General features: G+C 73.6%; 13 protein-coding genes. 6 read left to right on the top strand and 7 right to left on the bottom strand.

Annotation, left to right across the window (positions count from 1 at the left end):
- The first annotated feature begins 87 nt into the window (after nucleotides 1-87).
- Nucleotides 88-1,239 (top strand): GGDEF domain-containing protein, encoded by a 1,152-nt coding sequence (locus tag AC3EUJ_RS07170; protein ID WP_431960135.1) that lies wholly within the window; start codon nucleotides 88-90, stop codon nucleotides 1,237-1,239.
- 128 nt (nucleotides 1,240-1,367) lie between these two features.
- Complete coding sequence (gene hutH / locus AC3EUJ_RS07165; protein ID WP_431960250.1) at nucleotides 1,368-2,933, top strand: histidine ammonia-lyase; 1,566 nt, start codon at nucleotides 1,368-1,370, stop codon at nucleotides 2,931-2,933.
- Nucleotides 2,934-2,962: 29 nt separating this feature from the next.
- On the opposite strand, the gene AC3EUJ_RS07160 is transcribed toward hutH, so the two are convergent.
- Complete coding sequence (locus AC3EUJ_RS07160; protein ID WP_431960134.1) at nucleotides 2,963-3,253, bottom strand: hypothetical protein; 291 nt, start codon at nucleotides 3,251-3,253, stop codon at nucleotides 2,963-2,965.
- A 189-nt stretch (nucleotides 3,254-3,442) separates the two neighbouring features.
- On the opposite strand from AC3EUJ_RS07160, the gene AC3EUJ_RS07155 reads away from it, so the two are divergent.
- Nucleotides 3,443-3,829, top strand: coding sequence for a hypothetical protein (locus AC3EUJ_RS07155; RefSeq protein WP_431960133.1), 387 nt, complete (start codon nucleotides 3,443-3,445; stop codon nucleotides 3,827-3,829).
- Nucleotides 3,830-4,087: 258 nt separating this feature from the next.
- Entirely contained in the window at nucleotides 4,088-5,365 is a 1,278-nt protein-coding gene (locus tag AC3EUJ_RS07150) for a L,D-transpeptidase (RefSeq protein ID WP_431960132.1), read from the top strand.
- 101 nt (nucleotides 5,366-5,466) lie between these two features.
- On the opposite strand, the gene AC3EUJ_RS07145 is transcribed toward AC3EUJ_RS07150, so the two are convergent.
- The 3 genes from AC3EUJ_RS07145 to xylB form a co-directional block, all read right to left on the bottom strand.
- Complete coding sequence (locus AC3EUJ_RS07145) at nucleotides 5,467-6,348, bottom strand: prohibitin family protein (RefSeq protein WP_431960131.1); 882 nt, start codon at nucleotides 6,346-6,348, stop codon at nucleotides 5,467-5,469.
- Between the two features lie 142 nt (nucleotides 6,349-6,490).
- The gene (locus AC3EUJ_RS07140) at nucleotides 6,491-7,642 is read right to left on the bottom strand and encodes an ROK family protein (protein ID WP_431960249.1); all 1,152 of its coding nucleotides are present in this window, start codon (nucleotides 7,640-7,642) and stop codon (nucleotides 6,491-6,493) included.
- A gap of 166 nt (nucleotides 7,643-7,808) precedes the next feature.
- A complete protein-coding gene (gene xylB, locus AC3EUJ_RS07135; RefSeq protein ID WP_431960130.1) occupies nucleotides 7,809-9,221 on the bottom strand; it encodes a xylulokinase in 1,413 nt (470 codons plus the stop codon).
- Nucleotides 9,222-9,294: 73 nt separating this feature from the next.
- On the opposite strand from xylB, the gene xylA reads away from it, so the two are divergent.
- Nucleotides 9,295-10,464 carry a xylose isomerase gene (gene xylA, locus AC3EUJ_RS07130; protein WP_431960129.1) on the top strand — a complete coding sequence of 390 codons (1,170 nt, stop codon included), beginning with the start codon at nucleotides 9,295-9,297 and terminating at the stop codon, nucleotides 10,462-10,464.
- Between the two features lie 53 nt (nucleotides 10,465-10,517).
- Nucleotides 10,518-11,015 (top strand): GNAT family N-acetyltransferase, encoded by a 498-nt coding sequence (locus AC3EUJ_RS07125; protein ID WP_431960128.1) that lies wholly within the window; start codon nucleotides 10,518-10,520, stop codon nucleotides 11,013-11,015.
- Nucleotides 11,016-11,084: 69 nt separating this feature from the next.
- Here AC3EUJ_RS07125 and AC3EUJ_RS07120 read toward each other — a convergent pair whose 3' ends face one another.
- The 3 genes from AC3EUJ_RS07120 to AC3EUJ_RS07110 all read right to left on the bottom strand — a co-directional run bounded on the left by AC3EUJ_RS07120 (nucleotide 11,085) and on the right by AC3EUJ_RS07110 (nucleotide 14,710).
- Nucleotides 11,085-12,095 carry an aldo/keto reductase gene (locus tag AC3EUJ_RS07120; RefSeq protein ID WP_431960127.1) on the bottom strand — a complete coding sequence of 337 codons (1,011 nt, stop codon included), beginning with the start codon at nucleotides 12,093-12,095 and terminating at the stop codon, nucleotides 11,085-11,087.
- An 83-nt stretch (nucleotides 12,096-12,178) separates the two neighbouring features.
- The gene (locus AC3EUJ_RS07115) at nucleotides 12,179-13,003 is read right to left on the bottom strand and encodes a hypothetical protein (protein ID WP_431960126.1); all 825 of its coding nucleotides are present in this window, start codon (nucleotides 13,001-13,003) and stop codon (nucleotides 12,179-12,181) included.
- Nucleotides 13,004-13,369: 366 nt separating this feature from the next.
- The gene (locus AC3EUJ_RS07110; RefSeq protein ID WP_431960125.1) at nucleotides 13,370-14,710 is read right to left on the bottom strand and encodes a hypothetical protein; all 1,341 of its coding nucleotides are present in this window, start codon (nucleotides 14,708-14,710) and stop codon (nucleotides 13,370-13,372) included.
- Nucleotides 14,711-14,797: the final 87 nt, after the last annotated feature.

The following is a 14,797-nucleotide window of genomic DNA, read 5'->3' as shown; positions in this document are numbered from 1 at the left end:
ACGTCCGCGCCGCCGGGCGCGTAACGTGCGGGGCCGTGCGAACGTCGCAAACTGGTAAAAAGTCCGCGGGCGACAGGAGACGGGCGCATGAACGGCACCGGCGGGGACGCTCGGCTGCGCGCCGTCGCCGAACTCGCGCGGGCGGTGGCGGCGGCGAAGTCGCCGATGGAGGCGGCCGTCGCCGCCGCGTCCTCGGCGCGGGCCGCGCTCGGCGGTTCCATGTCGGCGATCTCCCGCTGGGAACGCGACCGGGGACGGCTGCGGGTGCTGGTCAACGACGGGGACCTGGCACCCGGCGAGGAGCCGCAGCCCGCCGAGGAGGTCTACTCGGTCGCGGACTTCCCGGAGATCGTGGAGTTCCTGCACGCCAAGTGGACCGAGGGCGGCGAGCCGCACGCCTGGATCGAGACCGCCGAGGGCCCGGCGCAGGGCCGTACCGGCGCCTACTGCCACCAGCGGGTGGCCACGCTGCGGCGGCGCGGCCGGACCTCCTGCGTCGTCGCGCCGATCATGCTGCACGGGCTCGCCTGGGGCGAGCTGTACGTGGCCAGGGGGGCCGGGCGACCGGTCTTCGACCGGGACGACGCCGAGTTCGCGACCGTGCTCGCGGCGCTCACCGCGGCCGGGATCGCCCAGACCGAGCGGCTGGCCGAGGTGCGCCGGCTGGCCTTCAGCGACCCGCTGACCGGGCTGGCCAACCGGCGGGCCGTCGACCAGCGGCTGGAGGAGGCGGTGGAACGGCACCGTGCCGACGGGACCCCGGTGAGTTTGGTGGTCTGCGACCTCAACGGGCTCAAGCGGGTCAACGACCAGCTCGGGCACGCTGTCGGCGACCGGCTGCTGGTCGGATTCGGTTCCGTGCTGTCGCTGTGCGGGGCCGCCCTGGAGGGCAGCCTGGTGGCCCGGCTGGGCGGCGACGAGTTCTGCCTGCTCTCGGTCGGGCACCGCGCGGAGGAGGTCGTGGCGGTCGCCGAGGAGCTGTGCGTGCGCACCAAGTGGCTGGGGCTGGGCGACGGGGTCGCGGTCGGGGTGGCGTCCACGGACGCCGAGATCGGCGCGGTGACCTCGGGGCGCCGGCTGTTCCGGCTGGCGGACGCGGCCCAGTACCGGGCGAAGGCCCTGCACTCGGTGGAGCCGGTGGTCGCCGGGCGCGGGGCGCCCGAGGACCCGGTGGTCCGGCTCGCCGACCAGCCCTCGGGCCACGACGTGGAGCGGCGCCGCTTCCGGGGGCGGGACTGAGCGCCGCCCGGCGGGCCGGGGAGCGGACGATGGGACCGGGCCGGCGGGTGCGGCGAGGACCGCGTGGAAGACGTCCGTCCGGCACGTGACAGGTAGCGATTCAGTCCGTAGGGTTCGTGAATATGAGTATGCATAACGTGGTGATCGGGGCCCACGGGGTCGCGGCGGAGGACGTGTTGGCGGTGGCCCGCGACGGTGCGCGGGTCGAGCTGTCTGCGGAGGCGCTGGCCGGGATCGCCGCGGCGCGCGAGGTCGTGGACGCACTGGCGGCGAAACCAGAGCCGGTGTACGGGGTCTCGACGGGCTTCGGCGCGCTCGCGGTGCGGCACATCAGCCCCGAGCTGCGCGCGCAGCTGCAGCGCAGCCTGGTGCGCTCGCACGCCGCCGGCATGGGTCCGCGGGTGGAGCGCGAGGTGGTGCGCGCCCTGATGTTCCTGCGGCTGAAGACGCTGGCCTCCGGCCGTACCGGTGTCCGTCCCGTCGTCGCCGAGACGATGGCCGCGCTGCTCAACGCCGGCATCACCCCGGTCGTCCACGAGTTCGGCTCCCTGGGCTGCTCCGGCGACCTGGCGCCGCTGTCGCACTGCGCGCTGGTCCTGATGGGCGAGGGCGAGGCCGAGGGCCCCGACGGCGTCGTGCGCCCCGTGCCGGAGCTGCTGGCCGAGCACGGCATCGAGCCCGTCGAGCTGCGCGAGAAGGAGGGCCTGGCCCTCATCAACGGCACCGACGGCATGCTCGGCATGCTCGTCATGGCCATCGAGGACCTGCGGCGGCTGTTCACCGCCGCCGACGTCACCGCCGCGCTGTCGCTGGAGGCGCTGCTGGGCACCGACAAGGTGCTCGCCCCCGAGCTGCACGCGATCCGCCCGCACCCCGGCCAGGCGGCCAGCGCCGAGAACATGCGCCGCGTGCTCGCCGGCTCCGGCCTCACCGGGCACCACCAGGACGACGCCCCCCGGGTGCAGGACGCGTACTCGATCCGCTGCGCCCCGCAGGTGGCCGGCGCCGGCCGGGACACCGTGGCGCACGCCATGACGGTGGCCGACCGGGAACTGGCCGCGGCCGTCGACAACCCGGTCGTCCTCCTCGGGGGTGCCGCCGGGGAGGGACGTGTGGAGTCCAACGGCAACTTCCACGGCGCGCCCGTCGCCTATGTGCTGGACTTTCTGGCCATCGCCGCCGCCGACCTCGGCTCGATAGCGGAGCGGCGCACCGACCGGCTGCTGGACAAGAGCCGTTCGCACGGACTGCCGGCCTTCCTGGCCGACGACCCGGGCGTGGACTCCGGCCTGATGATCGCCCAGTACACGCAGGCCGCGCTGGTCAGCGAGAACAAGCGGCTCGCCGTGCCCGCGTCGGTGGACTCCATCCCGTCCTCGGCGATGCAGGAGGACCATGTGTCGATGGGCTGGTCGGCCGCCCGCAAGCTGCGGCAGGCGGTGGACAACCTCGCCCGGATCATCGCGGTCGAGCTGATGGCCGCCTCCCGCGCCGTCGAGCTGCGTGTGCAGGGCAGCGAGGTGCTGGTGGCCGCCCCGGCGACCCGGGCGGTGCTCAAGGCGGCGCGTGAGGCCGGAGTGGGCGGCCCCGGTCCTGACCGCTTCCTGTCCCCGGACCTGGAGGCGGCGTACGACTTCGTGCGCGGCGGCGGTCTGGTGGCGGCGGCAGAGTCGGTGACCGGCCCGCTCGCCTGACCCCGGCCCCCAAGGGGCCGGGGGCGGTCCTAGTACGCGTCGCGGGCGCGGCGGCTCGCGTTGATCACGAGCGCCGCGCCCAGGCCGAGGAAGGCGGTCCCGCCGACGAGGTACGGCGTGGTGTCGACGCTTCCGGTGTCCGCCAGGTGCTGCCCCTGGCCGGTTCCCGGCCCGGTGGTGGCGGTGGTCGAAGCGGACGACTGCGCGCTCGTGTTCGCCGTGTGCTCGGCGCTGGCGGACGCGTTGGGCACGAAGTACAGGGCGCCGAGGACGGCGGCCGCCGTGATGGCGACGAAGGCGGGTGGACGGTGCGAGGTCAACGGATCCCCCAGCGGTTGCGGCGACTTGACCGTGAAGGCCGATGGTAGTGAGACAAGCGCCATTGAGGGAAGTTCGGTCCCGGAACCGCGGCTTCCGCGGGTTCCCGGAGGGCCGCCACGGGTATCCTTCCGCGCCGGAAGCGGGCTGCCTGCGCAACGGGGGCCGTTCCCCCGCATACGCTCCGTCACATGAGCACTACTGACATCCCCGCCGGGGAGAGCGGGCCGCGCTACGTGCGGCTCCAGGTGGAGCTGGTCCTGGAGATCACCGGGTCCGGCGAGCTGACCGACGCCGCGCTGGAGCAGATCGGCGGCGACGAGTACATGCCGGACGACGAGCGGCAACACGCCGAGGCGTCGGTGCGGCAGGACGAGTCGGAGGCGCTGGCGTACCTGGTCGATCCCTTCGACCTGGTCACGAGCGTGCCGGGGATCGAACTGGTGCAGGCGTCCTGGTCCTGCGCCCACACCGAGTACGACCCCGACTCCGACGAGTGGGACCTCTACGACGACGAGGCCGACGACGACGCGGGTGACGAAGCCGACATCGACGAGGAGGAACCGCGGGGACGCTGAACGCGTCTTCGCCACCGCGTGACTCACCTGCCCCGGGCCCTTCAGGGTCCGGGGTTTCGCACGGGCCGCGGGGCCGCGCCCATGTCACGTGCGTCACGCACGTGTTCTTCCCCACACTTCGAGGTGTTGGGGAACGGACCAAAGACCCTGGCAGTTCCTGGACGTACGAGTAAGGCTCGATCGAGGGCCGTGGCCTGCGACGCACGCGGGCCGGGGGAAACGCGTACCAAGACATTGGAGATCTGTGTGAAGCGCGCCGTGACCGGCACAGCCACCGACACGAGTCCCTCTCGCAAGCGGCGAGCCGGGCTGGCAGCTCTGGCGCTGCTGGCCGTCGGGGCGATCACGCTGACCGCCTGCGGGGGAGACAAGGCGGGCACCGCCGGCTCCGACAGCAACGTCAAGTCGCAGGCCTCGGTCGACGAGCAGGCGGCCAAGGACGCGTCTGACGCCCGAATATCGATCACCCCCAAGACCGGCGCCGACAACGTCAGCATCAACACCGGCGCCAAGGTGCAGGTGGCCGACGGTGAGCTCACCAGCGTGGTGATGACCTCGGTCGCCGACGGCTCCGAGGTCGCGGGCACGATCTCCGCGGACGGCACGAGCTGGTCCCCCAACGCCCAGCTCGAGCGGGCCACCCAGTACAAGATCTCCGCCAAGGCGGAGGACAGCAAGGGCCGCAAGGCCGCCGAGAACTCCACCTTCACCACGGTCAGTCCCGAGCACAGCTTCATCGGCTACTACACGCCCGAGAACGGCCAGACCGTCGGCGTGGGCATGCCGGTCTCGATCAACTTCACCAAGGCCATCGAGGACAAGAAGGCCGTCCAGTCCGCGATCTCGGTGAGCTCCAGCAGCGGCCAGGAGGTCGTCGGCCACTGGTTCAACTCCACCCGGCTGGACTTCCGTCCCCAGTCCTACTGGCAGGCCGGCTCCACGGTGACCCTGAAGCTGAACCTGGACGGCGTGGAGGGCTCCAGCGGCGTCTACGGGGTCCAGGAGAAGACCGTCACCTTCAAGATCGGCCGCAGCCAGGTCTCCACGGTCGACGCCGCCAGCCACCGGATGAAGGTCGTCCGCGACGGCAAGGTCATCCGCGACATCCCGATCTCGGCGGGCTCCGACGAGAACACCACCTACAACGGCCAGATGGTGATCTCCGAGAAGTTCACCGAGACCCGGATGAACGGCGCCACCGTCGGCTTCACCGACGACGACGGCAAGGGCGAGTACGACATCAAGGACGTGCCGCACGCCATGCGCCTGACCACGTCCGGCACCTTCATCCACGGCAACTACTGGGGTGCCGACTCGGTGTTCGGCAACGTCAACACCAGCCACGGCTGCGTGGGCCTGAACGACACCAAGGGCGCCAAGGACACCTCCACCGACGCCTACTGGTTCTACACGAACTCGATCGTCGGGGACGTCGTGACCGTGAAGAACTCCAAGGACAAGACCGTCGACCCGGGCAACGGCCTCAACGGCTGGAACATGAGCTGGAGCGCGTGGAAGGCGGGCAGCGCGGTCTGAGACCGCTCCCGCCCCCGAACGGCGACAGGGGCCCGGAACCGCGAGGTTCCGGGCCCCTGTGGCGTTCGGGGGCGGGAGCGGCGCCCTCCGCCGCCGGGCCGTCAGTCCTTCGTGCCGTCCACGATGACCGGGGAGCCGTCGGAGCCGGTGCCGCAGGGCACCGCGTACACGGGATGGGACTTGGCGGCCTCCCGGTAGGCGTCCAGGCACTGGTTGTAGAGCACCTTGTCGCTCAGCGACCGCGCGATGATCCGGTTGGCGCTCGCGATGCCCTCCGCCTCGATCCGCTTGCGCTCCGCCTCTGCCTTGGCCGTTCTTGCCGCCTCGACGGCCCGCTCGGTGGCCTGCTGCTGCTGGATCTTCTTGTCGATCTGCTCCTGCAACTGGCGGGAGGGCCGCACATTGCGCAGGTTCACCGCGGTGACGTCGATGCCGCGCGGGGCGAGGCGCTGCTTGATCAGGGAGTCGATCTCCGAGCCGATCCGCTCGCGGGCGGAGGCGTACCCCTCCTCGCTGGTGTGCGCGGCGAAGACGTTGCGGATGATCTCACGGCTGTCGGGCATCACCAGCCGCGACTGGATGGCCTCCTCGTTGCCGGCCAGCCGGTAGAGCTCGACGGCCTTGGCGGGCACCACGGCCCACTTGATGGTGACGTCGGCGTAGAGCACCCCGCCCTGCGAGGAGCGGACCTCGACCACGTCCTTGTCGTGCAGGTCGAGGTCGACCGGGCGCGTGGAGAACGACGTGACATCGGTGAACGGCGACCTGAAGTGGATACCGGAGGTCAGCGGCGAGCCGACCTTGCCGAAGGTCACCGGGACGCCGACCTCGTAGGCGCTCACGACGTGGACGCAGGCGAAGACGCCCGCCAGCACGCCCGCCAGGGCGCTGAGCGCCGCTCCCAGCCTCCAGCCGCCGGAGCTCTGGCCCCGGGCGACGAAGAACAGCGCGACCGCCGCCATGAGCAGCAGGATGGACAGCACGAACACAAAAAATCCCCCTCCGGGACCACGGACCGGCGCCGCCCCCGGCCGCGCCGCGCAGCGCATCGTAACGGCCGCGGGTGACGGCTCCGCGCGCTGCGTGACCAGCTGTTGCGAGGGTGTCGCCGGGCTGTACGGGGGGTTACCGGGTGCGCAGCGACTGGGGGTCGTCCAGGACGGCGCGCACCACGCTGTACGCAGCCCCGAGGAGCACGCCCTCGTGGCCCAGCCGGGACACCAGCACGGCGTCCGCGGGCCATTGACGGTCCGTCACGCGGCGGTCCAGCTCGCGTTCGACGGCCGACCGCAGCCACGGCGCCAGCGAGGCCAGCGTGCCGCCCAGCACGACGGCCTGCGGGTCCAGCAGGTTCACCGCGCCGCTCAGCGCGATCCCGAAGGCCTGGCCGGCGGCCGCCAGCGCCTTCAGCGCCGCCGGGTCCTGCTCCGTGGCGGCCGCCTGGAGGGCCTTCAGCGCGTCCGGCCGCTCCGGGGCGATGCCCGCGGCGCGCAGCACGGCCTCCTCGCCCGCGTACTGCTCCAGGCAGCCGCGGGCCCCGCAGGAGCAGCGGGGGCCCGTCGGGTGCACGGGTACGTGGCCGAGCTCCCCGGCGAAGCCCCGCGCCCCGCGGAACAGCCGGCCGTCGACGACCAGTGCCGCGCCGATGCCGATCTCCGCCGAGACGTGCACGAAGTCCGTGACGCCCTCGTGGCCGCCCAGCCAGAGCTCGGCGAGGGCGCCGAGGTTGGCCTCGTTCTCGACGGCGACCGGGATGCGGGCTCCGGCCGGACCGTCGCCGTCGGCCCGGTCGAACCAGCCCGCCGGCTCGACGTCCTCCCAGCCGAGGTTCGGCGCCCGCATCACGACCTGCCGGTCCCGGCCGACCAGGCCCGGCACGGCGAGCGTCAGTCCGGCCGGGCTCAGGCCCGCGGCCCGCGCCTCCCGCCGCACCTCGGCGACGAGCGCCGCGAGTTCGCGCAGCGTCTCCGTCGCCGGACGGCCGCGGTTGTCCGCCTCGACGCGGGCCCGGGCGCGCACGGTGCCGCGCAGGTCCACCGCGATGGCGGCGAGGTGGTCCACCCCGACCTCGGCGCCGAGGCCCGCCGGGCCGGTGTCGTTCAGCGCGAGGGCGGTGCCGGGCCGGCCGACCGTCCCGGGGCGCTGGGTGCCCAGCTCCACGAGCAGGCCCGCGGCGAGCAGTTCGTCGACGAGGGTCGACACGGTGGCCCGGGTCAGGCCGACCTCGGCGGCGACGGCCGCGCGCGAGACCTCGCCGTGGTCCGCCACGGCTCGCATCACCAGCGCCAGATTCCGCCGTCGCAATCCCGCCTGCGACCCCGGCCTTTCCGCCACGCCCCGGTCCCCTTCCGCTGTCGTCCGTCATCCGTCCTGGTCAACGTCGTCCTGCCGCCACCCTCGCACGCCCCGCCGGGGGCCGGGCCACCGGGCGGGGCGCCCCGGCTCACCGCACGCCGAAGGCGTCCGCCAGCGCCGTGGCGAGGCGGTCGAGAGCGGCGTCGTCCCGGGGGACGGGGTCGTAGGAGGGACCGGCCGTGGTGTTCCAGCGGCGGGCCATGTCCTGCGGGGTCTGCCCGGTGAGCAGTCCCGCGGCCTGCGCGGCCGCGCCCAGCGCGACGAGTTCGTCCGCGACGGGGATCCGGACGGCCCGCCCGGACAGACGCCGCACGGTCTCCCGCCACGCCGTCCCGCGGGCGCCGCCGCCGATGAGCAGCAGGGGCTCGTCCGAGGTGGTGCCGTCGACCGCGAGCACCTGGTCGAGGGCGGTGAGCAGGGCGTACGCCGCACCGTCGTACGCGGCCTGGAGGATCTGCCCCGCAGTGGTGTCGTGCCGCAGCCCGGTGAGCAGCCCGGAGGCGTACGGCAGGTTGGGCGTGCGCTCGCCGTCGAGGAACGGCAGCAGCACCGTCCTGCCGCCCGCCTCGACCGCCTCGCGGTCCAGCGACAGCAGCCCCGCGATCTTGTCGACGGCGAGGGTGCAGTTGAGGGTGCAGGCCAGCGGCAGCCAGCCGCCGTGCCCGCCCGCGAAGCCGGCGACGATGCCGGTGGGGTCGGTGGGACGGGTGGTGGCGGCGGTGTAGACCGTGCCGGAGGTGCCGAGGCTGAGCGCGGGCTGACCGGGGACGAGCCCGAGGCCGAGGGCCGCGGCGGCGTTGTCGCCGGTGCCCGCGCCGACCAGGACGCCCTCGCGCAACGGCAGTCCGGGCAGGGTGACACCGGCGGCCTCGCCGGGGCCCAGGACCCTCGGCAGCAGGGCGGGGTCGAGGCCGATCTCCGCGAGCAGCGCCTCGTCGTACGTCTCGGTGTCCGTGGCCCACCAGCCGGTGCCGGAGGCGTCGCCCCGGTCGGTGACGCCGGCGCCGGCGAGCCGCTCGGTGAGGAAGTCGTGCGGGAGGCGTACCGCCGCGGCGGCCTTGGCGGTCTCGGGCTCGTGCTCGGTGAGCCACGCCCACTTGGTCACGGTGAAGCTCGTGCCGGGCACGCTGCCGAAGCGCTGCGCCCAGTGCTCGGCGCCGTGCCGCTCCACCAGGGCGTCGGCCTGCGGGGCGGACCGCACGTCGTTCCAGAGCAGGGCGGGCCGCAGGGGCCTGCCGGCCGGGTCGAGGACGACCAGGCCGTGCTGCTGGCCGCCGACGGAGATGGCGTCGGCGCGCTCCGCGTACGGCCCGAGCTGGGCGAGCGCGTCGCCGAGCGCGCGCCACCAGACCTCGGGGTCGGTCTCGCGGCCCGCGCCCTCGCTGACCGTGTGCCGGGCCTGCCCCCTGGCCAGTACCTCGCCCGTCTCCACGTCGACGGCGAGCACCTTGGTCGACTGGGTGGAGCTGTCCACACCCAGCGCGATCGGTCCGTTACCCATCCTGCGGCTCCCTTCACAAAGCGGCGATGGCATATTAATTTGTTCAGTGGTCTTACGAATAGGAGCCGCCGCGATGAGTTTCACCCCCACCCCCGAGGACAAGTTCACCTTCGGTCTCTGGACCGTCGGCTGGCAGGGCCGCGACCCCTTCGGCGACGCGACCCGCCCCGCCCTCGACCCCGTCGAGAGCGTCAACCGGCTGGCCGAGCTCGGCGCGTACGGCGTGACCTTCCACGACGACGACCTGATCCCCTTCGGCTCGGACGACACCGCGCGCGAGGGCCACATCAAGCGCTTCCGCCAGGCCCTGGACGCCACCGGCCTCAAGGTGCCGATGGCCACCACCAACCTCTTCACGCACCCGGTCTTCAAGGACGGCGGCTTCACCGCCAACGACCGCGAGGTGCGGCGCTTCGCGCTCCGCAAGACCATCCGCAACATCGACCTCGCCGCCGAGCTGGGCGCCAAGGTCTACGTCGCCTGGGGCGGCCGCGAGGGCGCCGAGTCCGGCGCCGCCAAGGACGTGCGGGTCGCCCTCGACCGTTTCAAGGAGGCCTTCGACCTCCTCGGCGAGTACGTCATCGAGCAGGGCTACGACATCCGCTTCGCCATCGAGCCCAAGCCGAACGAGCCGCGCGGCGACATCCTGCTGCCGACCATCGGTCACGCGCTGGCGTTCATCAACGAGCTGGCCCACCCCGAGCTCGTCGGCCTCAACCCCGAGGTCGGCCACGAGCAGATGGCCGGGCTGAACTTCCCGCACGGCATCGCCCAGGCGCTGTGGCACGGCAAGCTCTTCCACATCGACCTCAACGGTCAGACCGGCATCAAGTACGACCAGGACCTGCGCTTCGGCGCCGGCGACCTGCGCTCCGCGTTCTGGCTGGTCGACCTGCTGGAGTCGGCCGGCTACGAGGGCCCGCGCCACTTCGACTTCAAGCCCCCGCGGACCGAGGACATGGACGGCGTGTGGGCCTCCGCCGCCGGCGGCATGCGCAACTACCTCATCCTCAAGGAGCGCGCCGCCGCGTTCCGTGCCGACCCGGCCGTGCAGGAGGCGCTGAAGGCCGCCCGCCTGGACCAGCTGGCGCAGCCGACCCTCGGCGCGGGCGAGACCCTGGCCGACCTGCTCGCCGACCGCGGCGCCTACGAGGAGTTCGACGCCGACGCCGTCGCGACCCGCGGCTCCGCCTTCGAGCAGCTCGACCAGCTCGCGATGGACCACCTGCTCGGCACCCGCTGAGACCGCCGGAAACACGGTTGCCGCCGGGCGCGTCCCGGCGGCACCCTGCGGGGGTGATCGAACTGCGTGTGCTCACCCCCGACGACTGGCCGCTCTGGCGGGAGCTGCGGCTCGCCGCGCTCGCCGACGCGCCGCACGCCTTCGGCGCCCGGCTCGCCGACTGGCAGGGCGACGGCGACCGCGAGGAACGCTGGCGCGACCGGCTCGCCCTGGCCGGCTCGTACAACCTGGTCGCCCTCGTCGACGGCAGGCCCCGCGGCATGGCGAGCGGCGTCCCCGGCGAACGCCCGGACACCGCCCGGTTGATCTCGATGTGGGTTGCGGGCGAGGCCCGCGGCCGCGGCGTCGCGGACCTGCTGATCCGGGCCGTCGAGGAGTGGGCCGCGGGCACGGCGGGCGCTGCCTCGCTCCACCTCGCCGTCGCGGAGGGCAACGCGCCGGCGACGGCGCTCTACACGCGCAACGGCTTCGTGGACGCCGGCGAATCCGGCGAGGTCATGCCGGACGGGCGCGCGGAGCGCGTCATGACGAAGCCGATCGCGGCGGCGTAGGGCCGCGCCGGGTGGACCGGGCCTGAGGCGGCCTGGCCAGCCGTTCGCCCGGTCCGACGCTCCCGCGGGTCACCAGGCGAAGGCCTCCGGGGCGGCGCCCGGTCCGGGGAAGATCTCGTCGAGACCCGCCAGCAGCTCCTCGTCCAGCTCCAGCTCCACCGCGCGCAACGCCGAGGCGAACTGCTCCACCGTGCGCGGCCCCACGATCGGCCCGGTGACCCCGGGCCGGGTCAGCAGCCAGGCGAGCGCGACCTCGCCGGGCTCCAGCCCGTACTTGCCCAGCAGATTCTCGTACGCCCGCACCCGCGCCCGGACCACCGGGTCGGCCAGCCCCGCCGCCGACCGGCCCACCCTGGTGCGGGCCCCGCTGTCCTCCCGCTCCTTGCGCAGCGCGCCGCCCAGCAGCCCCTGGTGCAGCGGCGACCACGGGATCACGCCGAGCCCGTACTCCCGCGCCGCCGGGATCACGTCCAGTTCGGCGCTGCGCTCCGCCAGGTTGTACAGGCACTGCTCGCTCACCAGGCCCATCGAACCACGGTTCGCGGCGGACTCGTTGGCCTGCGCGATCTTGTAGCCGGGGAAGTTCGACGACGCCGCGTGAAGGATCTTGCCCTGGCGGACGAGGACGTCGACCGCCTGCCAGATCTCCTCGAACGGGGTGCGCCGGTCGACGTGGTGGAACTGGTAGACGTCGATGTGGTCCGTGCCGAGCCGCCGCAGGCTGGCCTCGACCGCCCGGCGGATGTTGAGGGCGCTGAGCCGGTCGTGGTTCGGCCACGACTCCTCGTTCCACGCCTTCTTGTCCGCCGACATGTTCCCGTAGACCTTCGTGGCCAGGACCACCTTGTCGCGGCGGCCGCCGCCCCGCGCGAACCACGAGCCGATGACCTTCTCCGTGAGCCCCTTCTCCTCGGCGACGCCGTAGATGTCCGCCGTGTCGAAGAAGTTGACGCCCGCGTCCAGGGCGGCATCCATGATCATGTGGCTGGTGGCCTCGTCCGTCTGCCCGCCGAAGTTCATCGTGCCCAGCACGATGCGGCTGACCTTGAGGCCGGTGCGGCCGAGTTGTGTGTACCTCATGGGGTACCAGCGAACGCCTTCGAGTGGACTCACGGCAAGGGCGTTCCCCGGCGGGGCCGCCCCGGGGTCCGGGCGTGACGGCATCATGCCGCTTCGGCCAGGCACTCCCGGCAGGTGGCCGGGGCGTGCCCGCGGAAGGGGCGTTCGCAGGAGTCGCAGGACTGCCAGGGGACGGCCGCTCGGGGCGGCGGCGTGGCCGCGGGCGGCTCCCATACGCGCAGGCGGTGGGCGAGCAGGCCGGCCGGACGGTGGGTCAGGACGGAGGGCAGGTCCGCGGCGAGGGCCTCGGCGATGCGCCGGGGCTCGGCACCGAGGCGGAGCCACGCGGCGACACCGGGCGCCAGGCGGGCGATGTCGCGCTGGGAGAGCAGCAGGCGGGAGTCGCGTACGCGGAGGGACGCGAGGACGGCCTCGGCGGCCCCGGCGAGGGCGTCCGCACCGAGGGTGGCGCCCGGGGCGGCTTCCCGGACGGTGGCGGGAGCTTCGTCGGGGGCTTTGTCGCAGTCCACGGCCGGGGTGGGTTCGGGCGCGGGGGCTTCCGGCGCCGTCGGCGCGTCCGCCCGCGGCGCGTCGTGGGCATAGGTCCGGGTACGGATTCGCCCGTTGCCCTCGCGGACCACGACCCGCTCCAGGAATCCCTCCGCCTCCAGCTCGTTCAGCGCCCGGGCCAGCCGCTCCCGGCTCTCGGTGAAGTGCGCACGCAGCGCGTCGATGCTGACGGGCACGCCGTCCGGGACGGAGAGCAGATACGCGCCGACGCCCACCGTGACCGCGCTGCCGGGGCGCTGGGCGAGGCGGTTGGAGAGGATGGTGAAGTCCGCCGTAAGGCGGCGGCGTACGTGGACGACGCCGGTCGTCGGAGTCCCGGCGCGGGCGTGCGAGGGCGCACTAGACTGGGTGTCAGCCATGGGGAAGGGCCTTGCTTCCTTGATTGGTCAGGCCCCGGCCGGGATTGCCGTCCCCGCCGGGGCCGTCGTCTGTGTGGTGTTGTCTGCGGCGACCATACCGCCCTGTACTCACCGCTTCCGCTCAAATCACCCGATCGCGTGATGGGTTGGGAGGGGAGGGGGGAGTCTTCGTCCTTACGAGAAAGGTCCTTGAGGGGTCCGCTGCGCGACCGGCCCCCGGCCATCACCACGCCGTGCCGGACCACCGGCCCCCGGTGCCCCGGCATCCGGTGGAGTCGGCCCCGGCTCTACGGCGGCGCACCCACAGGCGAGACGGACCGGCGGCCGCGCCGTTAAGCGCGCACCGCTCTCGCGAAGCCGGCCCGCTCAGGCGGCCTGACCGTCCACGACGCCCTTGGCGAAGTCCGCGCGCAGCCGGGAGAGTTCGTCGTCCGGCACCGCGCGTGCCCAGGCGTCGGGGAGTCCGCGGACGGTGTGGTCCCGGGAGGTCGCGGCACTGTAGGTGGCCGTGCAGGTGAGTGACACGGTGTCGGCGGGCTTCATCTTCCGGTGGAAGTCGCAGGTCTTCACCTTGCGGCCGTCGAGGGTGATGGCGATGCTGATCTCCGCGTAGACGGGGTCGTCGGACGCCTCCTCGTCGCCGAGGCCGTCGTACACGGAGTTCTGGATGGTGAATCGGGCGGTGCAACTGCTGTTGCCGCAGGGCGAGAAGCGGGCCTTCCCGGTGCTGCTGAAGCTGACCGCGGGGTCGACGGCGGACTTCAGGGCGGCGAGGTCCCGGTCGTAGGCGGTGGCGAAGGTCTCGCGGTCGGCGCCGGTGAGGGCGGCCACCGTGGTGTCCAGACCGTCCGGCAGGGGCAGCGGCCCCGAGGCGGCGGGGGAGTCGCCCGCGGCCAGGCGCAGCAGGGTGCGCGGGGTGGAGTCGCTGATCCAGAAGCGGCCGCCGGTCGTGGTCAGCACCTTGACGGGGTGTCCGGCGACCGTGGAGGAGGAGACGGCGTCCGGGCGGCCGCGGCCGGCGGCGTCACGGAGCAGGGCCGAGACGTTGGCCGGGTCCAGCGGGGTCGTCAGATCGTCGATCTCGGGCAGGTCGGCGGAGGAGTCCAGCCAGCGGCCGTCGATCCGGTCGAGGAGGTCGCCCGCGTAGCCGCGATCCTTCCAGTAGGCACGGCCGGCCTTGGTCAGGCGGTGGTCGTCGGTGGTGAGCAGCCGTACGGTGGCACCCTCGTCCCGCAGCGAGCCGCGGCCCCAGCCGCCGGGCGTGGTCTGCAGGTCGAACGGGGTGCTCGCCCCGCTGTCGAGCGCGAAGTCGCCGCGGTAGGAAACCACTTGGGCGTTGTCCATGGTGTCCGCCGCCTCCCGGAGCATGCGCTCGGCCTCCGCCGCCGGGTCCTTGCGCGCGGTCGCCGACGGGCCCTTGCCGTCGCCGGAGCCGTCACCGCTCCAGGGCGCCCAGATGAGCAGGCCGGCGACCAGGGCCGCGGTGGCGAGGCCCGCCACGGCCAGCAGGGGGCCGCGCCGCCGGGGCGGCGGTGTGGGGTAACCGGGGTGCGGCGGGTACCAGGGCGCTCCGCGGTGGGCCTGCGGCTGCGGCGGGTACGGCGGCGCCGGCGGGGGCGGCGGTCCGAAGCCGCCGCCCCCCGTGCCGCCGCCGGTCCCGTGACCGGGGCCCCAACCGCCGCCGCCCAACGGCGTTCCGTCCGTCATCTCCGCGTCTCCCCACCTCGTGCGGCCACCCGGGCCCCCACCGATGTCCCCGTCGGGACGTTCCCCGTCATGATGTCCCGTCAGGCG

This window comes from Actinacidiphila sp. bgisy160 (genome assembly GCF_057707815.1).
The sequence above is the reverse complement of the archived record's forward strand: the minus strand, read 5'-3'. Positions and strand labels throughout refer to the sequence as shown.

Coding starts and splice junctions, on each gene's coding strand:
- AC3EUJ_RS07170 (WP_431960135.1), top strand. CDS start 88: ATGAACGGCACCGGCGGGGACGCTCGGCTGCGCGCCGTCGCCGAACTC.
- hutH (WP_431960250.1), top strand. CDS start 1,368: ATGCATAACGTGGTGATCGGGGCCCACGGGGTCGCGGCGGAGGACGTG.
- AC3EUJ_RS07155 (WP_431960133.1), top strand. CDS start 3,443: ATGAGCACTACTGACATCCCCGCCGGGGAGAGCGGGCCGCGCTACGTG.
- AC3EUJ_RS07140 (WP_431960249.1), bottom strand. CDS start 7,642: ATGCGAGCCGTGGCGGACCACGGCGAGGTCTCGCGCGCGGCCGTCGCC.
- xylB (WP_431960130.1), bottom strand. CDS start 9,221: ATGGGTAACGGACCGATCGCGCTGGGTGTGGACAGCTCCACCCAGTCG.
- xylA (WP_431960129.1), top strand. CDS start 9,295: ATGAGTTTCACCCCCACCCCCGAGGACAAGTTCACCTTCGGTCTCTGG.
- AC3EUJ_RS07120 (WP_431960127.1), bottom strand. CDS start 12,095: ATGAGGTACACACAACTCGGCCGCACCGGCCTCAAGGTCAGCCGCATC.
- AC3EUJ_RS07115 (WP_431960126.1), bottom strand. CDS start 13,003: ATGGCTGACACCCAGTCTAGTGCGCCCTCGCACGCCCGCGCCGGGACT.
- AC3EUJ_RS07110 (WP_431960125.1), bottom strand. CDS start 14,710: ATGACGGACGGAACGCCGTTGGGCGGCGGCGGTTGGGGCCCCGGTCAC.